The organism is Oculatella sp. FACHB-28, from assembly GCF_014696015.1.
In the GTDB taxonomy this organism is placed as follows: Bacteria; Cyanobacteriota; Cyanobacteriia; order Elainellales; family Elainellaceae; genus JAAUTN01.
Genome location: NZ_JACJPJ010000090.1, coordinates 113,332 through 133,871 on the forward strand (window position 1 = coordinate 113,332; position 20,540 = coordinate 133,871).

Annotated in this window: 20 protein-coding genes; 9 read left to right on the forward strand and 11 right to left on the reverse strand. The window is 48.7% G+C overall.

Annotated elements, in window-relative coordinates:
- The first annotated feature begins 124 nt into the window (after nt 1-124).
- A complete protein-coding gene (locus H6F88_RS23650; RefSeq protein ID WP_190645185.1) occupies nt 125-880 on the forward strand; it encodes a hypothetical protein in 756 nt (251 codons plus the stop codon).
- A 16-nt stretch (nt 881-896) separates the two neighbouring features.
- On the opposite strand, the gene H6F88_RS23655 is transcribed toward H6F88_RS23650, so the two are convergent.
- The 4 genes from H6F88_RS23655 to typA form a co-directional block, all read right to left on the reverse strand.
- Nucleotides 897-1,088, reverse strand: a complete 192-nt coding sequence (locus H6F88_RS23655) for a hypothetical protein (RefSeq protein WP_190645186.1) — start codon at nt 1,086-1,088, stop codon at nt 897-899.
- A 37-nt stretch (nt 1,089-1,125) separates the two neighbouring features.
- Complete coding sequence (locus tag H6F88_RS23660) at nt 1,126-2,061, reverse strand: pentapeptide repeat-containing protein (protein ID WP_190645187.1); 936 nt, start codon at nt 2,059-2,061, stop codon at nt 1,126-1,128.
- Nucleotides 2,027-2,308: a pentapeptide repeat-containing protein gene (locus tag H6F88_RS23665; RefSeq protein ID WP_190645188.1), complete on the reverse strand. Its 282-nt coding sequence runs from the start codon at nt 2,306-2,308 to the stop codon at nt 2,027-2,029. The genes H6F88_RS23660 and H6F88_RS23665 overlap by 35 nt, the downstream gene beginning before the upstream one ends.
- Before the next feature lie 246 nt (nt 2,309-2,554).
- Nucleotides 2,555-4,345 carry a translational GTPase TypA gene (gene typA, locus H6F88_RS23670; RefSeq protein ID WP_190645189.1) on the reverse strand — a complete coding sequence of 597 codons (1,791 nt, stop codon included), beginning with the start codon at nt 4,343-4,345 and terminating at the stop codon, nt 2,555-2,557.
- A gap of 284 nt (nt 4,346-4,629) precedes the next feature.
- Here typA and pyrR point away from each other — a divergent pair, with 284 nt between their 5' ends.
- The 4 genes from pyrR (at nt 4,630) to sppA (ending at nt 11,113) form a co-directional block, all read left to right on the forward strand.
- The gene (gene pyrR / locus H6F88_RS23675; RefSeq protein ID WP_190645190.1) at nt 4,630-5,169 is read left to right on the forward strand and encodes a bifunctional pyr operon transcriptional regulator/uracil phosphoribosyltransferase PyrR; all 540 of its coding nucleotides are present in this window, start codon (nt 4,630-4,632) and stop codon (nt 5,167-5,169) included.
- 982 nt (nt 5,170-6,151) lie between these two features.
- Nucleotides 6,152-7,696, forward strand: coding sequence for a glycoside hydrolase family 5 protein (locus H6F88_RS23680; RefSeq protein ID WP_190645191.1), 1,545 nt, complete (start codon nt 6,152-6,154; stop codon nt 7,694-7,696).
- Nucleotides 7,697-7,975: 279 nt separating this feature from the next.
- Entirely contained in the window at nt 7,976-9,079 is a 1,104-nt protein-coding gene (fni, locus tag H6F88_RS23685; protein ID WP_190645192.1) for a type 2 isopentenyl-diphosphate Delta-isomerase, read from the forward strand.
- A gap of 198 nt (nt 9,080-9,277) precedes the next feature.
- Nucleotides 9,278-11,113: a signal peptide peptidase SppA gene (sppA, locus tag H6F88_RS23690; protein ID WP_190645193.1), complete on the forward strand. Its 1,836-nt coding sequence runs from the start codon at nt 9,278-9,280 to the stop codon at nt 11,111-11,113.
- 7 nt (nt 11,114-11,120) lie between these two features.
- Here sppA and H6F88_RS23695 read toward each other — a convergent pair whose 3' ends face one another.
- From H6F88_RS23695 to H6F88_RS23705, 3 genes are all read right to left on the reverse strand, one after another.
- Nucleotides 11,121-11,798 carry a metalloregulator ArsR/SmtB family transcription factor gene (locus H6F88_RS23695; RefSeq protein WP_190645194.1) on the reverse strand — a complete coding sequence of 226 codons (678 nt, stop codon included), beginning with the start codon at nt 11,796-11,798 and terminating at the stop codon, nt 11,121-11,123.
- Nucleotides 11,799-11,941: 143 nt separating this feature from the next.
- On the reverse strand, nt 11,942-12,571 hold the full coding sequence (locus H6F88_RS23700; protein ID WP_190645195.1) for a GDYXXLXY domain-containing protein: 630 nt from the start codon (nt 12,569-12,571) through the stop codon (nt 11,942-11,944).
- Nucleotides 12,568-14,046, reverse strand: coding sequence for a DUF2157 domain-containing protein (locus H6F88_RS23705; protein WP_190645196.1), 1,479 nt, complete (start codon nt 14,044-14,046; stop codon nt 12,568-12,570). The genes H6F88_RS23700 and H6F88_RS23705 overlap by 4 nt, the downstream gene beginning before the upstream one ends.
- A gap of 279 nt (nt 14,047-14,325) precedes the next feature.
- Between H6F88_RS23705 and H6F88_RS23710 the strand changes: the two genes are divergently transcribed.
- Entirely contained in the window at nt 14,326-14,895 is a 570-nt protein-coding gene (locus H6F88_RS23710; protein WP_190645197.1) for a VTT domain-containing protein, read from the forward strand.
- 266 nt (nt 14,896-15,161) lie between these two features.
- Here the strand turns inward: H6F88_RS23710 and H6F88_RS23715 are convergent, their stop codons facing one another.
- Both H6F88_RS23715 and H6F88_RS23720 read right to left on the reverse strand, forming a co-directional pair.
- The gene (locus H6F88_RS23715) at nt 15,162-15,491 is read right to left on the reverse strand and encodes a DUF3140 domain-containing protein (protein WP_190645286.1); all 330 of its coding nucleotides are present in this window, start codon (nt 15,489-15,491) and stop codon (nt 15,162-15,164) included.
- 10 nt (nt 15,492-15,501) lie between these two features.
- A complete protein-coding gene (locus H6F88_RS23720) occupies nt 15,502-15,717 on the reverse strand; it encodes a DUF2945 domain-containing protein (RefSeq protein ID WP_190645198.1) in 216 nt (71 codons plus the stop codon).
- 324 nt (nt 15,718-16,041) lie between these two features.
- On the opposite strand from H6F88_RS23720, the gene H6F88_RS23725 reads away from it, so the two are divergent.
- Entirely contained in the window at nt 16,042-16,938 is an 897-nt protein-coding gene (locus H6F88_RS23725; protein WP_190645199.1) for an SIMPL domain-containing protein, read from the forward strand.
- Between the two features lie 64 nt (nt 16,939-17,002).
- On the opposite strand, the gene H6F88_RS23730 is transcribed toward H6F88_RS23725, so the two are convergent.
- Together H6F88_RS23730 and H6F88_RS23735 are read right to left on the reverse strand one after the other, a co-directional pair.
- Nucleotides 17,003-17,230 (reverse strand): hypothetical protein, encoded by a 228-nt coding sequence (locus H6F88_RS23730; protein ID WP_190645200.1) that lies wholly within the window; start codon nt 17,228-17,230, stop codon nt 17,003-17,005.
- Entirely contained in the window at nt 17,227-19,008 is a 1,782-nt protein-coding gene (locus H6F88_RS23735; protein WP_190645201.1) for a S8 family peptidase, read from the reverse strand. The genes H6F88_RS23730 and H6F88_RS23735 overlap by 4 nt, the downstream gene beginning before the upstream one ends.
- Nucleotides 19,009-19,137: 129 nt before the next feature.
- On the opposite strand from H6F88_RS23735, the gene H6F88_RS23740 reads away from it, so the two are divergent.
- Complete coding sequence (locus tag H6F88_RS23740; protein WP_190645202.1) at nt 19,138-19,578, forward strand: hypothetical protein; 441 nt, start codon at nt 19,138-19,140, stop codon at nt 19,576-19,578.
- Nucleotides 19,579-19,650: 72 nt separating this feature from the next.
- On the forward strand, nt 19,651-20,538 hold the full coding sequence (locus H6F88_RS23745; protein WP_190645203.1) for an FtsQ-type POTRA domain-containing protein: 888 nt from the start codon (nt 19,651-19,653) through the stop codon (nt 20,536-20,538).
- Nucleotides 20,539-20,540 lie beyond the last annotated feature (2 nt).

Sequence of the window (20,540 nt, forward strand, 5' to 3'; positions counted from 1 at the left end):
ACGTTTTCGATGTGTCATTGGAAATTCCTTGCAAGAACTACACTCTCGACCTGGCAGCGATGCTAGGTCTTTTTGTTGTCAAAGAATATGATCAGGGCAATTCAGTTACCTGCCGCCCAAACTCATGAACATTGACCCCAATTTCTGGATTGGTTGCGTTGGGGCAGCCGCTCCAGAAGCTTTGAGGCTCTATAATCTGCGATCGCAGCCCGTATTTCGCTGGTCGTGGGGCTATCTAATCTTTTCCATCCCTTTTCTGATCGTGGGTGGATTCATCGCCTGGGTGCTGGAGCCATCGACTCGATGGGCTGCCTTCTACTCTGGGTTAACTGCCCTGGTGCTGCTCACCACCGTCTTGAAGGACACCGCCAAGGCGCAAAAGGAATTGGAGGAAGTCGAGAAGGAACGCGATCAAATTCAGCGGGAGCGAGAAGAACTTCAGGCTAGTAATCAGGAGTTCAAGCAAACTATAGAGGAGCTGAAACAGAAGTTGGAGCGATCGCAGCAAGAGACGACTTTACCATCAGAACGCATTCCTCCAGTTCCTTTGCCACCATCAGTTAGTCCTTCGATTCCACCACTCCCCAGTCAAATACCTACTGAGCCTGTTCCATTAATATCTCCCCAAGCACCCCAGCGATCGCCCCGAAAACCATCGGCTTCATTCTCGTTTGCGGTTTCGATTCTGATTGGATTCCTCTCTGTTTTGTTTATCAGACCTTTTATCCTAAACGAGCAGAACAGCAGTTACTCCACCGCTGAGCAACCCCAACCTGACTGGCAACCCATTATTTTGATTGTTGTTTTGGGAGCGGCGATCGCTCTATTCCTCTACCTCCGACGAAATCGCTGGTTCAAGGAATTCCTCAAAGGGATATAAGGGCTAATGGCTTTCTTCAATCTGAGCCAGTTGCCTTCACAGCGATCGTATCCTTCTGTTGGAATTGAGGTTCAACCTGTTCGATGGGAAGAGGAATACCTAGTTTGTCTGAGAGTTCCTGTACTTGCGTTGCAAACTCATTGGCTCCGGCAACTGCACTACTAATGGCTGTGGCAATCCCGATAAGTGCCAGTAGCGTAGCTTTCATTCGGCTCTGTTTGCGCTTCTCTGAGGATTGCTCCAGGTCAGCTTCTAGGTCCTCCAGATGATCTAATTGCGTCAGTCCGTTGCGCTTCTGGGAAGGACTCTGCCTTGCCTCGGAGGGAGTGAATCAGAGCAGTGATCTCGTTCAGGTTCGCACCGATGTATTGGTTAGTTTGCTGCGATGCTTGGTCTTGCATTTTGTTGGCAAGATTTCCAACGTTGCCATGTACGGTCGTATTGTAGGTTGCTGAACTCGAATGGTTCTCTGCCACAGCTTTTGCCTCAACTGTGATAGGTCTACTTGCCCCTAGCTTAACCAATTCAAAAAGGTTTGCATTTTGCTGCTTATAGATCTCAATTTCACGATCCTTCGCTTGCAGTTGAACACGGTATTGTGTTTCAGCAATTTGACAAGCGGTTTCATATAGCTCTTTAAACCCTCGCTCAAATAAACCTTTATCCGTGTCAGAGGGTACTTCCAGTCGCACTACAAGTGAGCTACCTAACTTTTTCTCAATGCTCTGAATATTGAGATCATCCCCATATTTTGCTTTTGCGTTTTCCAGTGAAGCAAGAAAAGCCTTCCAGTCAATGCCGTCGTTGAAGAACAGCTCTACTGACTCCAGAACGATTTGATAGCGTTTGGTGAATTCGCCTGGAGCAAATATTTGGTTGAGGTCGTGGGGACGGCGATCGGTAAACTGAAATTGCTCATCATCATGCTTAGTAAAAACGTACTTACAAGTAACCTCTTGCAAGTTGGTTTGAGAGTTAATATTCCAGTTTTCGGTACAAATTCCTGTTAGTGTAGCAGTATGGAAATTCGTGCCTAAAGCTTTGACAGCGCTGAGATTGGCATCACTGAGATTAACACCGATGAGGTTAGCACCGGTGAGGTTGGCATCACTGAGATTAGCCTTGTGGAGGTTAGCCTTGTAGAGGTTAGCCTTGTAGAGGTGCAAAGCTAAGGTCAGCATCAATTAAGTAGGCATCAGTCAGGTAAGCATGGGTGAGATCTGTATAGGCGAGATCGGCACCTGCGAGGTTGGCATATCTGAGGTCAGCAAAACTGAGGTCGGTAAAGCTAAGGTCGGCAAAACAAAGGTTAGCAAAGCTAAGGTTAGAACCGCTGAAGTCAATCCTTACCTTTGGGTTCTGCTTTCTCCACTTATTCCACTCTTCTACTCCGTGCCTCAGTCGGTCGCGATATTCTTGATTTACCATTGCTCTCTATTGTCAAACCTACGCTTCGTGATCCAGCATCTTAAAGCACGGTTCCGAACACAGACAGTTTAGACTAAACAGGGAAAGGTACGAGTGCTCTAGTACTTCATTGATTACTCGACGAATTGCTTAGGTAGAACCCTCCAACCGCGATCGCCTCTTTAACCTGCTGCCAAATCTTGTAGGAACAGCGCCAAATAAAAAGCGGGCAAAATGCCCGCCTCACTAAGTTTAATGACCTAGCTTTTAGCGCTTCGCTAGTTTCTTAGACATCTTCCGCAGACGAATCGACTCTGGAGTAACTTCCAGCAGTTCGTCGGGACCGATGTATTCCAGCGCGCGTTCCAGGCTCATGTCGACCGGAGTCTGAAGCTGCACCAGTTCTTCACCGCCAGAGGCGCGGTGGTTGGTGAGCTGTTTGGTTTTACAAACGTTGATTTCCAGATCTTGAGGACGATTGTTCTCACCGATAATCATGCCTTTGTAGACCTTGGTTCCGGGTGAGATGAAGAATACGCCCCGATCCTCAGCGTTTTTCATCGCGTAGAAGGTGGAGACGCCTTCCTCGAAGGAAATCAGCACACCGTTGCGACGAGTATCCACATCGCCGGAGAGCGGACGATAATCCAGGAAACTGTGGCTCATGATGCCATCGCCACGAGTCAGGCGCATAAATTCACCCCGGAAGCCGATTAAGCCTCGCGCCGGAATGACAAATTCTAGCTGAGTGCGACCGTTGCCGCCCACCTGCATGTCCTGCATTTCGCCTCGACGCTGACCCAAACGCTCGATGCAGCCACCAACTCCATCTTCAGGAACGTCTAGCACAAGTAGCTCAAATGGCTCACAGGGCTGGCCGTTGACCTCGCGGTAAATGACCTGTGGCTGAGAAACCTGGAACTCGTAGCCTTCTCGCCGCATGGTTTCGATCAAGATGCCCAGGTGAAGTTCACCCCGACCCGCAACCGCAATTTTGTCGGGAGAGTCAGTTTCTTCAACCCGCAGCGCAACGTTGGTTTCCAGTTCTCGGAAGAGGCGATCGCGCACCTGACGAGACGTAACGTAAGTCCCCTCTTGTCCTGCAAACGGCGAATCGTTCACTGAGAAAGTCATTTGCAGAGTTGGCTCATCCACTTTGATCAGCGGCAAAGCCTGCGGCTCATTCGGGCAGGTAATTGTTTCGCCGATGTTGGCATTGGCAAACCCAGCGACCGCGACGATGTTGCCTGCCGAAGCTTCTTGCAATTCGATTCGCTTGAGTCCATCAAAACCCAGCAGCTTCGTTACTTTTGCCTTGACGACTTCACCCGTTTCAGTCACGAGTGCCGCCTGCTGACCTGCCTGGATGGTGCCGTTGTGAATTTTGCCGATGATGATTCGACCCAGATATTCTGAATAGTCCAGCGTCGTCACCTGAAGCTGTAAAGGCTTCGCCGGATCGCCAACCGGAGCGGGGACATACTGCAAAATTGCCTCAAACATGGGCTGCATGTCTACGCCTTCTTCTTCCAGAGTGTTTTTGGCGTAGCCTTCTAGCCCAGAAGCAAATAGGTAAGGGAAATCGCACTGGTCATCATCTGCACCCAATTCCAGGAACAGATCCAGCACTTTGTCGATCGCCCCATGCGGGTCAGCTTGGGGACGGTCAATTTTATTCACCACCACAATTGGACGCAAGCCCTTTTCCAGAGCCTTTTTCAACACAAATCGGGTTTGAGGCATCGGGCCTTCGTTGGCATCCACGATCAGGATGCAGCCGTCTACCATGCCCAACACCCGCTCCACTTCGCCACCAAAGTCAGCGTGACCAGGGGTGTCTACAATGTTGATCAGCGTTTCCTTGAAACGAACGGCTGTATTTTTTGACAGAATCGTGATGCCCCGCTCCCGTTCTAGGGTGTTGGAGTCCATGACGCAGTCTGGAACCTCTTCCCCTTCGCGAAATGTGCCAGACTGCTTGAGCAGCGCATCAACTAGAGTTGTTTTGCCATGATCAACGTGAGCAATGATGGCGACATTGCGAATCGGCAGAGTCATAAGAGAATTCCAGAGAGATTGAATAAGAGATAAGCTGCGCTTAATAGCTTCTTAACAAAGTTTTCCTAGTCGATCGGGATCGGGTGCTGTAAAGAAGCCGTAATGATCTTATCTTAATATTTCTTGGAATAACTGAGTGGATTTGGGGGCGATCGCCTTTAGCCAATCCCACGATAATCTCGATTGGCATCTGCAACGAGCAAACTTGGCTGTCAGAAGCAGGAGCTTGGCTGTCAGAAGATTGCTAAAATAATCAGCCTTCCCAACTCCTAACCCCTGACCCCATGCCCCCAGAAGTTGTTGAAATTCTCTCCGCCGACGAACTGCGTCGTACCCTGACTCGGCTAGCCTCTCAAATTGTTGAACGGGCTGGAGATTTGTCGAAACTCATGCTGTTAGGGATCCACACTAAAGGCGTACCACTAGCAGAAACGCTAGCTCGACAAATTGAAGTCCTGGAACAGGTAGAAGTTCCCGTTGGTGCAATAGATATTACCTTCTATCGGGATGACTTAGACACCATTGGAGTACGCACACCTGCAAAAACGGAGCTTCCCTTTGATTTGTCGGGCAAAACCGTTGTGTTAGTTGATGACGTGATCTTCAAAGGGCGAACCATTCGGGCGGCGTTAAATGCAGTAAATGATTACGGTAGACCAGAAGCAATTTGGCTGGCAGTACTGGTTGATCGCGGGCATCGAGAGCTACCAATTCACCCTGATTTCACTGGAAAAAAATTGCCTACCGCCAAAGAAGAACAGGTGAAAGTTTATCTACAAGAAACTGATGGGCGCGATGCAGTGGAATTAATCACTCGCAGCTAATTACCGCTCGAATAGGTGAGTGTGAGAAGCTATCTCGTCTGTCTAAATTAACAAGATAATTGTTCCCAAAAAACAAAAAGTTTTGGCAACTTGTTCACATCATTTTGTTGCCGAACGAATCATATCAATTAGTTAGACGAACGGAGCATCAAGAAAGTTCCTGCTAACTCTAAATATCACTCATTTTTGGCAATCCTTGACATTATTTACATGGGTAGAATATAACGTTAGACGTGTATAACGCATCTAACCTCTAAGGGTGAAATTGAATACCCATTCTTTCAATGCATCCGCCAGGTCTAGGCACAATCGTTTACCAACCAATACTTCTTGGTTAAACATGACTAATGCTCAATAGCTTTTGTGGAGATGGCATGTATCACATCTTTGCAAGTTCAAAGATTGCTTGTCCAAGAAAGATTCGAGCAAATTCTAACCAGTCCTGTACTTGAGTTCTATACTCTGAACCCAAACGGCGATTCTGCGAAAGTTTTCAGCACATTCATCACTCATCTATCAGTGGCTCCTGATGGGGAATCTACCTGAAATTAAGGTTTCAGGAGCCGATGTTTTGCGTCTAATTCAGCTTTAGTGAGGGTGGAAATAAGGGAGGTGGCGATCGCCATTTCTCCTTGCACTTCCAAAACCTCCAATTCTGTTCAGCCCATCTACCAGAAACAGTGCTGAACCCGATATTTCACGGCTAAATTGCTGTGCTTTGTTGCAGCAGTCTGTAAAGACACATGTTTTGCAGATGTTTTGAGTACCGAACTTAACCTCGGTTGCTCAGCTTTAGCCTGCTCATTACACAACATTCCAACAATCTAATCATCAATAGGAGCTCAACATGCAATCCAGCAAAGGTTTTGGACAGAAGAACCAGCAACCTTTAGGAACTGCATCACCAGACATTACAGCATCCCCCTTGAGTACTCCAAAATACTCACCATCAATACACAGACAACGTTCCAGCGATTCTTTCATGGCTTCTACGAGCCAAACCTCATCTCAAAGATTTGCTGCTGCTGCAACCACTCCAGCCGGTAGGTCAGACTCCTCAAATGACTTTAGGGTGGTTGGCACCAAAATCTATGACCCAAGCGGACGTGAGTTTATTGCCAAAGGGGTCAACATTAACGGACCAGGCTATGGATGGCCTGGCAAAACACCTGAACAGGTAGACAACATTAAACGTTGGGGATTTAACTCAATTCGATTAAATGTTCGTCAGCTCGGTTTGGACAACAAACAAACCTATGCTGAAAACGGCACCATTGATGCGATCGTCGAGAAATTCACCAGTCAGCGCATTGTGGTGATGATTGAACCGCACGAACGCACCGGGAAATGGTACAGCTCAGATGAATTGAACAAGCTGGTCAACTGGCATAAAGGATTAGCCAGCAAATACAAAGACAATCCCTACGTCTGGCTCAACGTTTCTAATGAACCTGGAGGCTCTGACAGCGGCAGCTCCAGCGCAGTGAGCAAATATGTACAGCAAAACACTACCGTGATCAAAGCAATTCGCTCTACTGGCTTTGATAACCCGATCGTTGTAGATGGTTGGTCTTGGGGGCAAGACAGCGGTTCCTGGAACAGTAGCCCTGTGAGTGAAAGCAAATCTGCCATTCTTTCTTTAGGACAAAAACTGTTATCTGTTGATCCGGACAAAAACACAGTTTTTTCCCTGCACACATACGACCAGTGGAAGACGAACACTCAAGCAAAAATGGATGATTTCATTGACCGAGTTCACGCCAAAGGACTTGCCCTGGTTGTGGGGGAATATGGTGCTGAAAACGGTAGCTCAGGCAGATTTAAGGAGACAGTGAGTGGTGTTTTGCCGGTTGTTCAAAAGCGAGAGGTGGGACGCTTTGCCTGGGCTTGGCAGGGAGGCGATGCCTTTGACCTGACCACTGGTGGTGGGGGACACAAAGCTAACTTTAGTTCTAGTGGTTCAATGCCAGATAATTTAAGCTGGTTTGGACAGCAAGTGTGGAAAGATGCTCGTCGCGCTGAGAGCCTACAGACGCGTCCTGGCAACACCCCTGCGCCTGCACCCCTGCCAACTCCTACACCAGTACCCAATCCAACACCTAGTCCAGTTCCCAGTCCTTCTCCATCAAGTAGCTTGCGCTATGAGGCTGAGAATATGTCCAAATCAGGCTACTCAGCTGAAAGCTTGTCTTCGGCTTCCGCTCAAAAACTAGTTAAACTAACCGGGACAAAAGGCAGCTTGAGCCAAACGTTTAAGGGCAGTTCTGGTACCTATGACGTTGTGATGGGCTATTTCGACGAAAATGATGGTCGTTCTACCCTCAAGCTAGACTTTGCCGCAAAGGATTTTACTCTGAGCTTTGACCAGAATTTGTCTAGCAATAAAGCAAGCTCGTCTAGCTTTGTGCGACGTAATTTAGGTTCTGTGCAACTAAAGGAGGGAGAGACATTTAAGCTGGAAGGTATTCGAGAGGGGGGTGAGTATGCTCGCTTTGACTATCTTGAGTTTGTCAAAAAGCCTGCCTGAAGCAGACTTCTCCTTGCCGATCAAAGCTCAACCTTGGTTTGCATAAGCTGATGCTAGCAGACTAAACATTCAGGGCATTTCAATGGCTGTAGGGACGTTTCGCGATTCGCGAAACGTCCCTACAGCCATTGCGTTGTTAGTATGGGCGATCGCCACCACTTGTGCCGCAAATTCTTTCGATTAGCTGTACCGTTAAGCAAAGTTATGCAAATTACTAAAAGTCATGGTGCCACTTTTTAGCAAAATATCAGTGGCATATTAGCGGCTGGTTCAAGCACTATGAGTTCAACTATAAATTCTTCAATCAATCAAACAGCGAATCACAACGGAAACATCTTAGAGGATGCAGCTTTAACTCAGGGACGCAAAGCAGACCACTTAAGGGTTTGCCTGGAAGAGGATGTGCAGTTTCACCAAACTACGACTGGCCTAGAGCGCTATCGGTTTACTCACTGTTGTTTACCAGAGCTAGATCTGAATGAAATTGACCTGACAACTACTTTCTTAGGAAAGTCGCTGGGTGCGCCCCTACTGATCTCCTCCATGACGGGGGGAACTGAGTTAGCCCAACGGATTAACTATCGATTGGCAGAAGTGGCGCAGCATTACAAACTGGCGATGGGAGTGGGGTCGCAACGAGTGGCGATCGAAAATCCGCAAGTGAAGCCAACCTTTGCGGTGCGATCGCTTGCCCCTGACATTCTCCTATTTGCCAATCTGGGAGCCGTTCAGCTCAACTACAGCTACGGTTTGGAGGAATGCCAGCGGGCGATCGACTGGCTAGAAGCCGATGCCTTGGTACTGCATCTCAATCCGCTTCAGGAGGCAGTCCAAACCAGTGGAGATACTAACTTTCGCGGACTGTTTGCCAAAATTGCGCAACTTTGTCAAAAGCTGCCTGTGCCTGTGATTGCGAAAGAAGTCGGCAACGGCATCTCGGCAAAAATGGCAGAAAGATTGATTGATGCAGGGATTAGTGCAATTGATGTAGCCGGAGCCGGAGGAACATCCTGGGCAAAGGTGGAAAGTGAGCGGGCAAAGGATGCTCAGCAGCGACGACTAGGAGAAACATTCGCCAATTGGGGACTGCCAACGGCAGAGTGCATTGTTGGAATTCGGGCGATCGCCCCCACCATTCCCTTGATTGCCTCTGGCGGATTGCGGAATGGACTGGATGCAGCTAAGGCGATCGCCCTTGGAGCAGACTTAGCTGGGCTAGCCCTGCCTTTTTTGCAAGCCGCCTCAGAATCAGAAGATGCACTGCATGAGCTAGTCAAGCTGTTAATTGCAGAACTCACTACCGTTCTCTTTTGCACAGGCAATTCTACAGTGAGAGATTTAGGGAATCCTGGTGTTCTGCAAAGTTTGGGAATGAGGGTTTAGGTTTGGAGGTTAGGGAATTTAGTTGAATTTCCAACAGTTCTAAATCCAAACTCTAAACTAGATCTAGCCTCAATTCCGTTTTGGTTGACTACCCTCCATGGAGACGTGATGGAATTGCGTTTGTACTAACCCTCAAATACCCATCAAAATTCCAACTCCACAATCCCCAACCCCTAATCCCTAATTCCCACTCCCCTCATGCGCGACTTTCTCAAATACACTTTTGCTAGTTTCGTTGGACTAATTCTGTTTGTGACGCTGGGACTTGGAGGACTCCTATTTATCATCAGTGCGATCGCCACTGCCTCTCGAAGTGCTGGACCGACTGTAGAAAAAGATTCCATCTTAGTTCTCGACCTGTCTACGGAGATCACAGATTCCAGCCCGGTTTCTGATGCCAACACGGTTATTCAAGGGGTTTTATCAGACGGTACTCCAGAAACGGTGTCACTCCGCAATGTTTTGAATGCGTTGGAGAAGGCTGCTACAGATGACCGCATCGTCGGACTATATCTTACGGGCAATGTGAATGCCACTGGGCTTGGCTCTGGGTTCGCCACATTGCGAGAAGTGCGAGAGGCACTGCAAACATTTCACGAGTCTGGAAAACCAATTTTTGCCTATTCAGAAGCTTGGGCAGAACAAGACTATTATCTTGGCTCTGTAGCAGATACGGTTGCCCTTAGTCCCAGTGGACTGATGGAGCTAAACGGGTTCAGGGCAGAAACTACATTTTTTGCAGGAGCTTTGGAAAAATACGGTGTTGGCATTCAGGTCTTGCGCGTGGGGCGCTATAAGTCGGCAGTGGAGCCGTTTATCCGCACTAGCAGAAGCCCTGAAGAGCGGGAACAAACCCAACAACTGCTGGCTGATTTGTGGAGTGAGTTTCTTGCTGCTACCTCCGAAAGTCAGGGAATTACTTCTCAACAGCTTCAGGCGATCGCCAACAATCAAGGGCTACTGCTAGCCGATGAGGCTCAAGAGGCAGGCTTGGTTGACCGGGTCAGCTATTTCGATGAAATTGTGACAGAGTTACGAAAACTAACGGGTGAATCAGAGGGAGAAGGGGAAGGGGAAGGAGAAACATTCCGCCACATTGCTCTACCCACTTATGCTGATGTGCTTGCGGCCGACGAGGATGCTGGAGGCGACAACCAAGTGGCGCTTGTAGTTGCAGAGGGCGATATCGTCAGCGGTGAAGGGAGTGCAGGTCAGGTGGGGGGCGATCGCCTTTCCAGACAGCTTCGAGAACTGCGTAAAGACGACGAAGTAAAAGCGATCGTATTGCGGATTAACAGTCCGGGTGGAAGTGCCACTGCCTCTGAACAGATTGCGCGAGAAGTATTTTTGGCGCAAGAAGCAAAACCCGTCATTGTCTCAATGGGTAGCTTTGCTGCCTCTGGTGGCTACATGATTGCTACCTATGGCGGTCAAATTTTTGCCTCACCCAATACGATTACCGGCTCGATCGGCGTGTTTGGACTATTGCCTAACGTGCAGGAACTTGCTAACCAAAACGGTATCACCTGGGACGTAGTGAAGACCGGACAGTATGCCGATTACGAGACGATCGCCCGTCCTAAAACAGAAGCAGAACTGGCAATTGGGCAGCAAATTGTCGATCGGCTCTACGATCGCTTCCTCGACAAAATTGAAGAATCTCGCCCCATTCCTCGACAGCAGCTTGCCGAAATTGCTCAAGGACGAGTCTGGTCTGGTGTTGCCGCAGAGCGGTTAGGACTGGTAGATGAATTGGGTGGGCTAGATGCCGCAATTCAGGCGGCCGTTGAAGAAGCCGACTTGGGAGATGACTGGCGGCTAGAGGAATATCCCAAATATCCCAGCTTTGGCGAGCAATTCTTTGGTCAACTGTTCAGCAGTCGAATCAACGACCAGATAACTCGTGCTGCAACACCAAGCGACCCGCTTTCTCTAGAACTTCAAAAGCTAAGAGCCGACCTGGAAACCCTAAAAGCACTCAACGATCCGCTAGGAGCGTATATGCGTCTGCCGTTTTTACCAAGGGTGAACTGATGAGGGGCTAAGGATTAGGGAAAGAGGTATTTCCTCGTCCTTGATCCCTCAGCCCTACCCAATAGGCACAGCGGCGATCGCCCTGCAAAATATGCTCAACTCGCTCAATGGCGATCGCTTCTCCCAAAATTGCCTTAAATACCTCTAATTCTGCTCCACACAGCTTTTGGCAGGTTTGGGCAGCCGTGCAGATGGGGCAATGGTTTTCAACTAGCAACAGGCTTCCATCGGGTTGATCGATCACTTCTGCCATGTAGCCTTCCTGGGTACGAAGCTGGGCGATCGCTTTCACCTGGTGTTGCCAATTCTGCTCAGCGACCAAATCAGTCAGCTTAGATTGGTAAGTTTGAATTTGCCGCTGGCTGCGCTCTGTCACTAGCCTATCCACCCCATCAGAGCCAAACACCGTTTGAATGCTGCGGAGCAAATCTACCATCAGGTCAGCGTGCCGATTGGGAAAGCGATCGGCTGACTGCTCGGTTAATTGCCATAGCTTGACGGGTCGCCCCATTGGACGACGTTCCTCGCGATAAGTCACCCACTGTTCTGCTTTTAAGGTCTGAAGGTGCTGCCGAATTGCCATCGGTGATACCTGTAGCTCATCAGCCAGAGCAGTCGCTGTTTGTGCGCCCTGTAGCTTCAGCACATGCAGAATTTGGTCCTTCGCTTTTTTAACGTCCTCCATTAACCAATCCTCCCCATTGGGAGAGATAAAAGAAGATTAATGATAGCAAACTCACTGCGTAGACCGTTAGAAGCAGAGTAGCTAGAAGCAAAGCAAAGAGGGTAGTTTTGAGTTTTGAATGATCAGCTTTGGGTGAGGAAGACTCAAAACTTATAATTCTGATCGCCTACCCACAAGCTGATGGGCACTGCTTGCCCCTGGGCATCTACTTTTACCTCTACGACAAAGGCTTGTGCTTCGCCTGATTGCCCAGACTGGTTGATTCGTTCATTAATTTCAATCCGCTGATCTTCAGGAATATAGTACGCCTCTAGTCCATAGGAAATGCTGCCGCGTCGATAGTTTCCCTGTAGGGCAATTTGGTTGGAGGGTAAGTTGGTGGGGCGATCGCCACTAATCCGCACAGGCTGCCAGGGTTGGGGCAATGAACTGGTTGCCGCAGATTGCGAATCGGAGTCTGGAGCAGGCTGCAACACGATATAAAAGGGCAACCCAGATTCAAATAAAGAGGGAGTTTGGGCTGACCAATTTGGAGTAGCTAAAATTTCTCCACCAGGCAAGTTTTGTAGGGTTTCAAGCCTGGAGATGTCGTAGCTCAGCGTTACATAATAGCCACGTAGCAAATCATAAGGATCAACCGGAACCGTTTGTAGAATTGCCGTTCTGCCTGCGAACTGCGTGTAAACTGCCTGCGCTGGAACTGCCAAAATCAGAGCGACCTGAGCCGCTAATGGCAACCAAAACCGCCAACCTGGAACGTTGTGAGTAGTCATGACGCTTGCTCCGATGATGAAGTGTCGGGGAGGATTGGACGTTTCAACACACGCATATGCCGCTCAAACCACAGCCCAACCAGGATGACGGCAACGCCGCAGAGCAAAAATACCAGCGATTTCAGCAATAGCCCGGTGTTGTATTCCAATGTGCGGCTAAGAACTTGCAGTGTCAGCAGCACGATGCCGCTCCAAAATAGGCGACGTTGCCCCTCCGCTAAGCCTTCGCGCAGGCATCCGGCAGCTAGCAAAAACAGTAGGAGGTTAAAGGCGAGGGTAGCGATCGCCATGATCGGCGAAACATTCCAATGCCATAACGATATACAAGCAATGACGAGCAAAAATACCAGCATCACCCCGTCATTCTGAGTCAGCCGCCAGTAGTTAGTACGTTGCTCTGGCTTGCCTCGGTAGAACCACTGCACCAGTGTTAGTCCAATTAGAAAGAGCAGATTAGGGTTAAGCAATAGCGGTAGTCCATTACCAGTTAGTTGAGACTGGGGCGAGGCAGCAGCCTGATTGCCACCTTCAGTCCACCAGAAGTGGTAAGACATCAGGTAAACCAAGCCACTCAGATAAATCAGCGCCATGGGTTGGGCGATCGCTCGAAACGGCTTAGGACGTGGCAAGGAAGCTAGTCTTTGCCAGGGACGCTGCCAGATTGCGTCGTCATAGCTCCACAGCAACGCAGCCGGTAAAGTGAAGGCAATCGCTCCCATAGCACCCTGTGCATTAGGAAACAGCCAACTCAGATCCATAAGGATGACTAGAAAAGAAGAGATGACGGCGATCGCTGCCAACCCAAATAAGACTCCAGAGCGGCACCGATAAGCCAGCGGCACAAACAGCACCCCAGCAATGATCGGCATGTTTTGCATCACCAATCCCAAGGCAGGTAGCACACCTACACTAAACAATTCCTGGATGCCCAGCCAGTAGCCAATTCCCATCAGCAAAATTGCCAGAGTTCCAAGGGAAACAAGGCGCAGACTATAGGCCATCGCGACTACACCCAATCCCCAAATCAGGCATAGGGCGTAGGCTGAACCGCTATGATGAAAAATTTGTCCCATCAGCGCCATATTCGCGCCCAAAATCAGCGCCCCCAGGAGCAATAGCCCCTGCCCAACACGCTGCTGTGCCTGTTCTCTACCAGGGGACAGGCTCAAAGGCTGCTTCCACAGATAAAATCCCAGCGCATTGATGCCAACAAATAGAACCAACAGCATTGCTACTTTCAGTTCACGTGGAATAGCTTGCCAGTTTGCTGCCACAAAGGTGATGATCCCTAGCCCCAGCAAGATGCTGCCCAGACCAACCAGGATGACAATGAAGCGATCGCGGGCGGCTGTATCCAGACGGTCAAATTCGTAAAGCTCTGACAACCGCTGATGCTGAGCTTGATCAATCACGCCATTCGCCAGCCAACCTACCGCTTCTTGCCGAAGCTGCCGCCGAAACTTATCTGACACCATCTTGCACCGCCCCCAAGGATGATTTGAGCCGATGTTTCTGGTATCCCATTAATTAAATTATTTGCCACAAAGGAATATGCCAGATACACAACTGGCTCCACGCAATCAATTAAGTCCTTTGTCTTGACTTCCAAAGTCTTTATCTTAACTTGACGATTCGTAGATTCTATTACTAAGTTGATCAAGAGTTCTCTGTTAATGAATTGAGCCTGAAGCATTTTTTTGAGGGCATTCATCCATAAAGCAACTTCAAACTCTTCGTTAGATCAGGTCTTTACCATGCAAATTAAGCTGCAGCTTAAAAAAGTTTTCTTAGCCTTATTATTTATTGCAATTGTCTATGCTTTGATGGCTTTGGCTCTACGAGCAATAGGCTTAGAAAACGCCCAACATTTTATTAAAGAAACAGGAGCCTGGGCACCTTTAATTTTTATTGTTCTATGTTCACTGAGTTTAATTCTTGCCCCTTTTAGTGGAAGCTCTCTCTTTGTTGTAGGGGGAGCTTTATTTGGCAAGGAAACTGGCTTTATTCTAAGTTATGTCGCTACTCTGATTGGGTGCAGCATTAATTATTGGATCTCTAGAAAACTCGGTCGTGGAGTTGCAAGCCGTTTCATTGGTAAGAAGAATCTAGAGGAACTGGATAAATTTATGAGGCGACTTAAAAGTCGCCAAAGCATCTTCTACATAATTTTAATCATGCCTCTCTCACAAGATATTGTGAGCTATGCTGTAGGTTTAACTAAAGTCAGATATAGATATTTTTTAATTGCATTACTGATAAGTGGTGCGGCGATCGTTGCAGCTTACATCTATTTAGGGAGCAGCCTATTAGAAGCTTTAATTTAGATTGGTTTTAGAGAAAGCTAATATTTTCATATTCACCAACAATTATGCTAATTCAAAATTCATTCAAACATTTGCAGAATTAGTTTGCAGAATTAGTTCATTAAGTTGGGAAATGGCACTGCTTCAAGCTCAATATCTGCACGTTAACAGCATTCTTATTATCACGATGAGGAGTATGTTTGAGATGCAGGGCGGAGGGCTAGAGCGATTTTTGGGGCGATCGCCGTAGAACTCAAAGAGACGCGATACATCGCGTCTCAGCAGATTCATTTCAACGGATCGTGTCCCCAGTTCATCAAGGAATAGCGCCAACGTGTATCCGTCACATCGCCGGATGGTCGCTGAGCGGAATGGCGGTGAACATAGCTGATCACTCGCTTCATTTGTGCTAGATCGTCCTCTGTGTAGTCAGCCTGCTTCACTTTCAGCAGTTCAACGATGTGCCGACCTGATTTGTGTCCAGTCGACTCTTCGTTGCCATCTTTTTGCCCTACTGCCTTGGAGTCCTCTGTCTTAAGCCAAGACTCAAGCTCTTTAGGAGACATGTTCACGACGGACTGAAACTCGTCAACGGTTGCTTTGCGATCGCCTGCCATCATCCTGCTCCTAGCCGTCAATCTTTTTCAGCGATTCGGGTTTATGAGCCGCCTCTTTGCCCGACTTGTCACTTTCAACCAGATACTCAGGATTGTCTTTAGAAGCAGCAACGTGATGCCCTTTAATATCGGTTTCTGAGGTCAGCTTTTTCTTTACCTCGCCCGTTGTTTTCCCTTGGGAAGTTTTCCACTCGACGTGATCGCCTTTCTTAAAATTCTCTGTCATGAACTGGCTCCAATTAATATTTCTTAACTGTTGCCCCTATTGTCTGGATTGAAATTCTCAAAGCAATCGGTCTTATTGAAGATTGCAGACTCAGGATTGCTTGACACAAATCTTTCTAGAGTGAGTTGTTATATCAATTCCAAAAATTAGGGCTACAGATGGAAGAGCACCCGCGGAGTGCCCTTCCATCTGTAGGCTCTTGTTAGAGAAACTGTTGTTATTTCAAGCCGCAAATTCTCGAAGAGCGACTGGTTAACGGTGTATCGTCAGACAGTGCGAATTTTTGCAATGTGCAGCAGTGTTACTCACTCAGGAGACTTAGCTTTGAGCAAAAAAATAGCCCCCTCACCGCTAGTATCAATGGCGATCGCCACTCTCACCTGGATTGCAACACCTGCTCTGAGTCAGACTGCTACCCAGTCCTTGCCACCCAACGTGGAACAGGAACCTGGGGCAGCAGATGACCAAGTAGCCCAGCTTTTCTACCCTCCTGTTAACGAAGACCAGCAGGCGCTTATGGTTTTAGGTCAGGGAGAGGCAAGCGCTCCAGCAGATGTAGCTGAAGTTGAGTTTTCTTTCACAAACTACGACCCTTATGCTGTTCCAGAGGAAGGGTTGCTGCTGTTTAACGATACCTCTGCTCAAGCACCATCTTCACTGCAAGCACAGGCTACACCAGGAGAACCGCCTACCCTCACTGAGGCTCAACTTCAGCCTGTTGTCGATGCGTTGGTTGCAGCAGGCATCTCATCTGAGGCTATTGAGGTTTCGATCGTACCCGGTAGCCCGAATGTTTATCCTTACACCACCGATCGAGGCTCTGTATCGTTTGACTTGAACACGCCTAGTCAAGAACAAATTAAGCAAGCGGTGGATGGGGTGAATGAGGCGATCGCTGACAGTGAAGAAATCTTCCTGCAAAATCTGAGTGTTCAATATTCCGTCAACGACTGCACGGAACTGGAGCAGGATGTTTATCAAGACGCTATTAGTGATGCTCGAAATCGAGCGACGGCGATCGCTACAGCAATGGGAGTCGAAGTTGCGGCAGTGCCCTCTGTCGCAGAATCACCGTTCAATTTCTTTTCCCCTGCCTGCGGCTCGACCCCTCAGCCAGCCCTCTACAATCCATTTGGGCTTGGCGCAGCCTACTACGATCCCGAAGCCCCAGCAGAAGTGCTGCTGAGACGAGATATTTTTGTGACTTTCCCAATTCGCTAAACTCCAAGGGCTTGGCATTGCCAAGCCCTTTTTGCTCAAGAACTGAACTGTGAGCACGTATCTTCTAGCTCACCACTTCAAAACTTTTCACTTCTAAAACAGGTCCAATCATGGCGGTCGTCATGACATCATTTCGCACCTGTCCTTCGACTTTGACCTGTAAGCCAGGTTGCAAGAGGTCTTTGGGTGCGCCTTGGTGAATTTCGTAAGAGTCTCCATCCCCTGTTACCAAAGCCCAGGTGCCTGTACCCATTTCCGACTTTTGCATAATTCCTTCTACTGTAATGCTCATGCTGACTGCGTCTCCGCTTTTGATCCCAGGTATGCCAGTCCAAAGCAGAGGAGAGCGTTCACGATCAGATAGCTACGGGCGATCGCTCCACTTCCCAGCCAAAGGACTTCTGGCGAAACAATAGCACTGATAGCAAGACAAGATGCCACCCCAAGGGCAGAACCTACAGCAAACCATTTCCACTGTGCGTTACCTAACAGCAGAGCTACCAGCACCAGCGGAATTAGCACACTGGCAAAAATCGGGTTTAGCAAACTGCTGCCCTGAATTGCTCCGCCCAGTTCGGGGATCGAGCTACCCAGAATACGGAAGGGGAACTGCGGCGCGTCAAACACGTACAATCCGCGCAAAAAGAACAGACCAGCACTACCGGCAACCAGTCCACTTCCTAGCGAGAAGCTAAAAATCGGCAGATAGTTTCTCAGGAACCACGCCAGTAAGTAAGACCCTAACACCATCCCGATCTTGGGCAACAGCGCTACTACACCGCCATCAAACCAGAAGCGCAGGTTAAGGTAACCATTCTCGCGTAGCCAGCGGAAAAAGTCGCGGAAGTTAATTTGTCCTTTTTGCGCCAGCTTCACAGCAGCAGCAGCATCAAGCTGTCCCGCACCAAAGTGGTTTAGCTCATCTCCCTGAATCACTCTGGCAGACTGCTTCAACACTTGAGCAATCTCATCGGGACTTTCAACCCCAGATGCTTTCACCAGTGCCGCAACGCCAGCAACGTGAGGAGAAGCCATGCTAGTGCCCTGGAAGGCGCGAAAAACAGCTTCTCCAGTTTCGGGATCAATCGTCTGTTGAAGCACTCCACCCGCTGGGTTAGTGCCGCCTGTGGAACCACCGGGAGCAGCAATGTCTACCCCAGCTCCGAAGTTAGAATAGGGTGCTTTGACCCCGGTGGAATCCAGCGCTGAAACGGCAATCACATTGGGATAACGGGCTGGATACGAGGCAGAGTTACTGCTTGCATTACCTGCGGCAGCAACAACCACAACACCTTTGCCGTGGGCATAGTCGATTGCCTCTCGCATCAGGTCAGTGTCACCGCCGCCGCCCAGGCTCATATTAATTACATCAGCGTTATGGTCTGCGGCAAATCGAATTGCTTCGGCAATGTCAGCAACCGTACCACCGCCAGAGGCAGCCAATACTTTTAGCGGCATGATGTTGGCTTCGTAAGCGATCCCGGCTACGCCATAGCCGTTGTTGGTGGACTGGGCGATCGTGCCAGCCACATGGGTGCCATGACCGTTATCGTCTGCGGCTTCTGCTCTGTCGTTGACAAAATCGTAGCCCGCGACAAACTTCGTGCTGCGAAGATCGGGAACCTGGCTAACTCCGGTATCAATTACAGCGACCGTTACGCCAGCTCCTTTGGTTTCATCCCAAGCGGATTCGATGTTGATATTGAGGAAATTCCACTGCTTGGCGTAATCGGGATCGTTAGGAATGTCTTGAGTGGAGTAGATATAGTTTGGCTCAATCGACTCAGTGTATTGCTTTAGCTCCGAGCGTCTTAGCCGCTTTAGCAGTTGGCGATCGCCCTCCACGACATAGACATTATCCTGCTCTGAGAAAATGCTGTTGAGGCGAGGAGTAACGTTGAGCTGTTGGGCGATCGTCCCCAACTCACGCTCAATTTGCCCTGCCTGCAAATCATCCCGAAAATCCAGCACAATAGACTCGTATTCACCCTTGTTTGCCAGACCGGGAAAACTCGCTAGCGCAAAAAACAGCCCCACCAAAAACAATCCAGTTAGAAAAAGCCTTTTCATAGAATCCGCTTCGCCGCAGCATCAGTTATCCACCAAGATAGCTCAAGCCCCCTCTAATAGAGGTTGAACATTGCTAAAAAACGTTGCTAAAAATTGCTCTCAGTATCGTGTTGAATCAGGTGAAAAGTTATGACAAGAGGACTTCTTTGGCTGCCCTTACTGGCAGTTTTCATCGGCTTAGCCTGGGCAGGTTGGAATGAATATCAGAAATTAGAAGCTTACCGAGTTTGGGCAGAGCAGTTTGAACGTGCCAAATACGATATCTATTCAGTGCTGGGGCAAAATGGCAGCACCTTGACTTGGGGTAAGCCAACCCGCAAAGCTCCTGTTAACCTGCAAACTTTTTCGCTAGAGCAGATTCGCGCCGTTCGCCTCTGGGTAGACAATCAGTCTTTCGATGTAGAAACACCGCCTCAAAAGAGCCGCAAAGTTGCTTTAGAATTCGAGCGATCGGACAACGCTGAGCCAATTCGTATTCCTTTCACCGATCTATCCCTGGCAACTCAATGGGGAAATCACCTTCAGCAGAACTTACGCCAGCTTCAAGCCGAACCAATCGACGGGAATTGATTCTTTAGAAGGAGTTGGTATCATGCATTCATAAAAAATTGGTCTTCTACTTTATCCCCCTGCCCGATAGCGATGACTAACATTGCATCCGTTTCTCGAACAGAATTAACAGAACGACGGCAAAAACTACGCCGTCAGCGCCGTTTGAAGGTTGTGCAGGCTGGCTGGCGAACACTGGCAGTCAGCGGATTGGCAGGCGGATTAGTTTGGGGAGTCACCTTACCTGCCTGGACAATTCGAGTACCTGAGCAAATTGCGATCGATGGTAACGAGTTTCTCTCTGAAGAGGCAGTTCAGGCGCTCTTACCGGTTGCCTATCCTCAACATCTCTTGCAGTTACAGCCACAGGCACTAGCAGCTCAGCTAAAGTCTCAGGCATTCATTGCCGATGCGACGATAACTCGCCATCTGTTTCCTCCCGGACTGACTGTGCAAGTTCAGGAGCGTCGTCCTGTTGCAGTTTTTTTAGAACCCGATTCGGGTACTGCTGGTTTAGCCAACTCCCCTGAGCAATCCGCACAGTCAACCGTTTTGCCAGGGGCAACCCAGATCAAACTACTCGATGAAACGGGGGTATCTATGCCCCTAGCAAACTACAGCGGATCAAACCAATCACCGCTGCCAAGCTTGAGAGTTGTAGGAATGCCCCGCCAGTATCTTGCTGAGTGGTCAAAACTTTATCAGCAGGTCAGCCGTAGCCTAGTTGCTGTTCTTGAAATTGATTGGCGAGATCCAGCTAACTTGATTCTCAAGACAGATCTAGGAATGGTGCATTTGGGTTCATACAGTTCCCAGTTTCCAAAGCAACTGAATGCCTTAAACCAAATGCGTGAACTTCCAGAAACTGTAAATACTAGTCAGATTGATTATATTGACCTGAGAAATCCTGATAATCCTTCTCTCCACATGATTGAAACTAGCGCTGTGCCAGAGGACACAACAACATCTAGTTCTCCCTAGTT

Coding starts and splice junctions, on each gene's coding strand:
- pyrR (WP_190645190.1), top strand. CDS start 4,630: ATGCCCCCAGAAGTTGTTGAAATTCTCTCCGCCGACGAACTGCGTCGT.
- sppA (WP_190645193.1), top strand. CDS start 9,278: ATGCGCGACTTTCTCAAATACACTTTTGCTAGTTTCGTTGGACTAATT.
- H6F88_RS23745 (WP_190645203.1), top strand. CDS start 19,651: ATGACTAACATTGCATCCGTTTCTCGAACAGAATTAACAGAACGACGG.
- H6F88_RS23700 (WP_190645195.1), bottom strand. CDS start 12,571: ATGACTACTCACAACGTTCCAGGTTGGCGGTTTTGGTTGCCATTAGCG.
- H6F88_RS23735 (WP_190645201.1), bottom strand. CDS start 19,008: ATGAAAAGGCTTTTTCTAACTGGATTGTTTTTGGTGGGGCTGTTTTTT.
- H6F88_RS23680 (WP_190645191.1), top strand. CDS start 6,152: ATGGCTTCTACGAGCCAAACCTCATCTCAAAGATTTGCTGCTGCTGCA.
- H6F88_RS23720 (WP_190645198.1), bottom strand. CDS start 15,717: ATGACAGAGAATTTTAAGAAAGGCGATCACGTCGAGTGGAAAACTTCC.
- H6F88_RS23710 (WP_190645197.1), top strand. CDS start 14,326: ATGCAAATTAAGCTGCAGCTTAAAAAAGTTTTCTTAGCCTTATTATTT.
- fni (WP_190645192.1), top strand. CDS start 7,976: ATGAGTTCAACTATAAATTCTTCAATCAATCAAACAGCGAATCACAAC.
- H6F88_RS23695 (WP_190645194.1), bottom strand. CDS start 11,798: ATGGAGGACGTTAAAAAAGCGAAGGACCAAATTCTGCATGTGCTGAAG.
- typA (WP_190645189.1), bottom strand. CDS start 4,345: ATGACTCTGCCGATTCGCAATGTCGCCATCATTGCTCACGTTGATCAT.
- H6F88_RS23715 (WP_190645286.1), bottom strand. CDS start 15,491: ATGGCAGGCGATCGCAAAGCAACCGTTGACGAGTTTCAGTCCGTCGTG.
- H6F88_RS23660 (WP_190645187.1), bottom strand. CDS start 2,061: ATGCTGACCTTAGCTTTGCACCTCTACAAGGCTAACCTCTACAAGGCT.
- H6F88_RS23705 (WP_190645196.1), bottom strand. CDS start 14,046: ATGGTGTCAGATAAGTTTCGGCGGCAGCTTCGGCAAGAAGCGGTAGGT.
- H6F88_RS23665 (WP_190645188.1), bottom strand. CDS start 2,308: ATGGTAAATCAAGAATATCGCGACCGACTGAGGCACGGAGTAGAAGAG.
- H6F88_RS23740 (WP_190645202.1), top strand. CDS start 19,138: ATGACAAGAGGACTTCTTTGGCTGCCCTTACTGGCAGTTTTCATCGGC.
- H6F88_RS23650 (WP_190645185.1), top strand. CDS start 125: ATGAACATTGACCCCAATTTCTGGATTGGTTGCGTTGGGGCAGCCGCT.
- H6F88_RS23730 (WP_190645200.1), bottom strand. CDS start 17,230: ATGAGCATTACAGTAGAAGGAATTATGCAAAAGTCGGAAATGGGTACA.
- H6F88_RS23655 (WP_190645186.1), bottom strand. CDS start 1,088: ATGAAAGCTACGCTACTGGCACTTATCGGGATTGCCACAGCCATTAGT.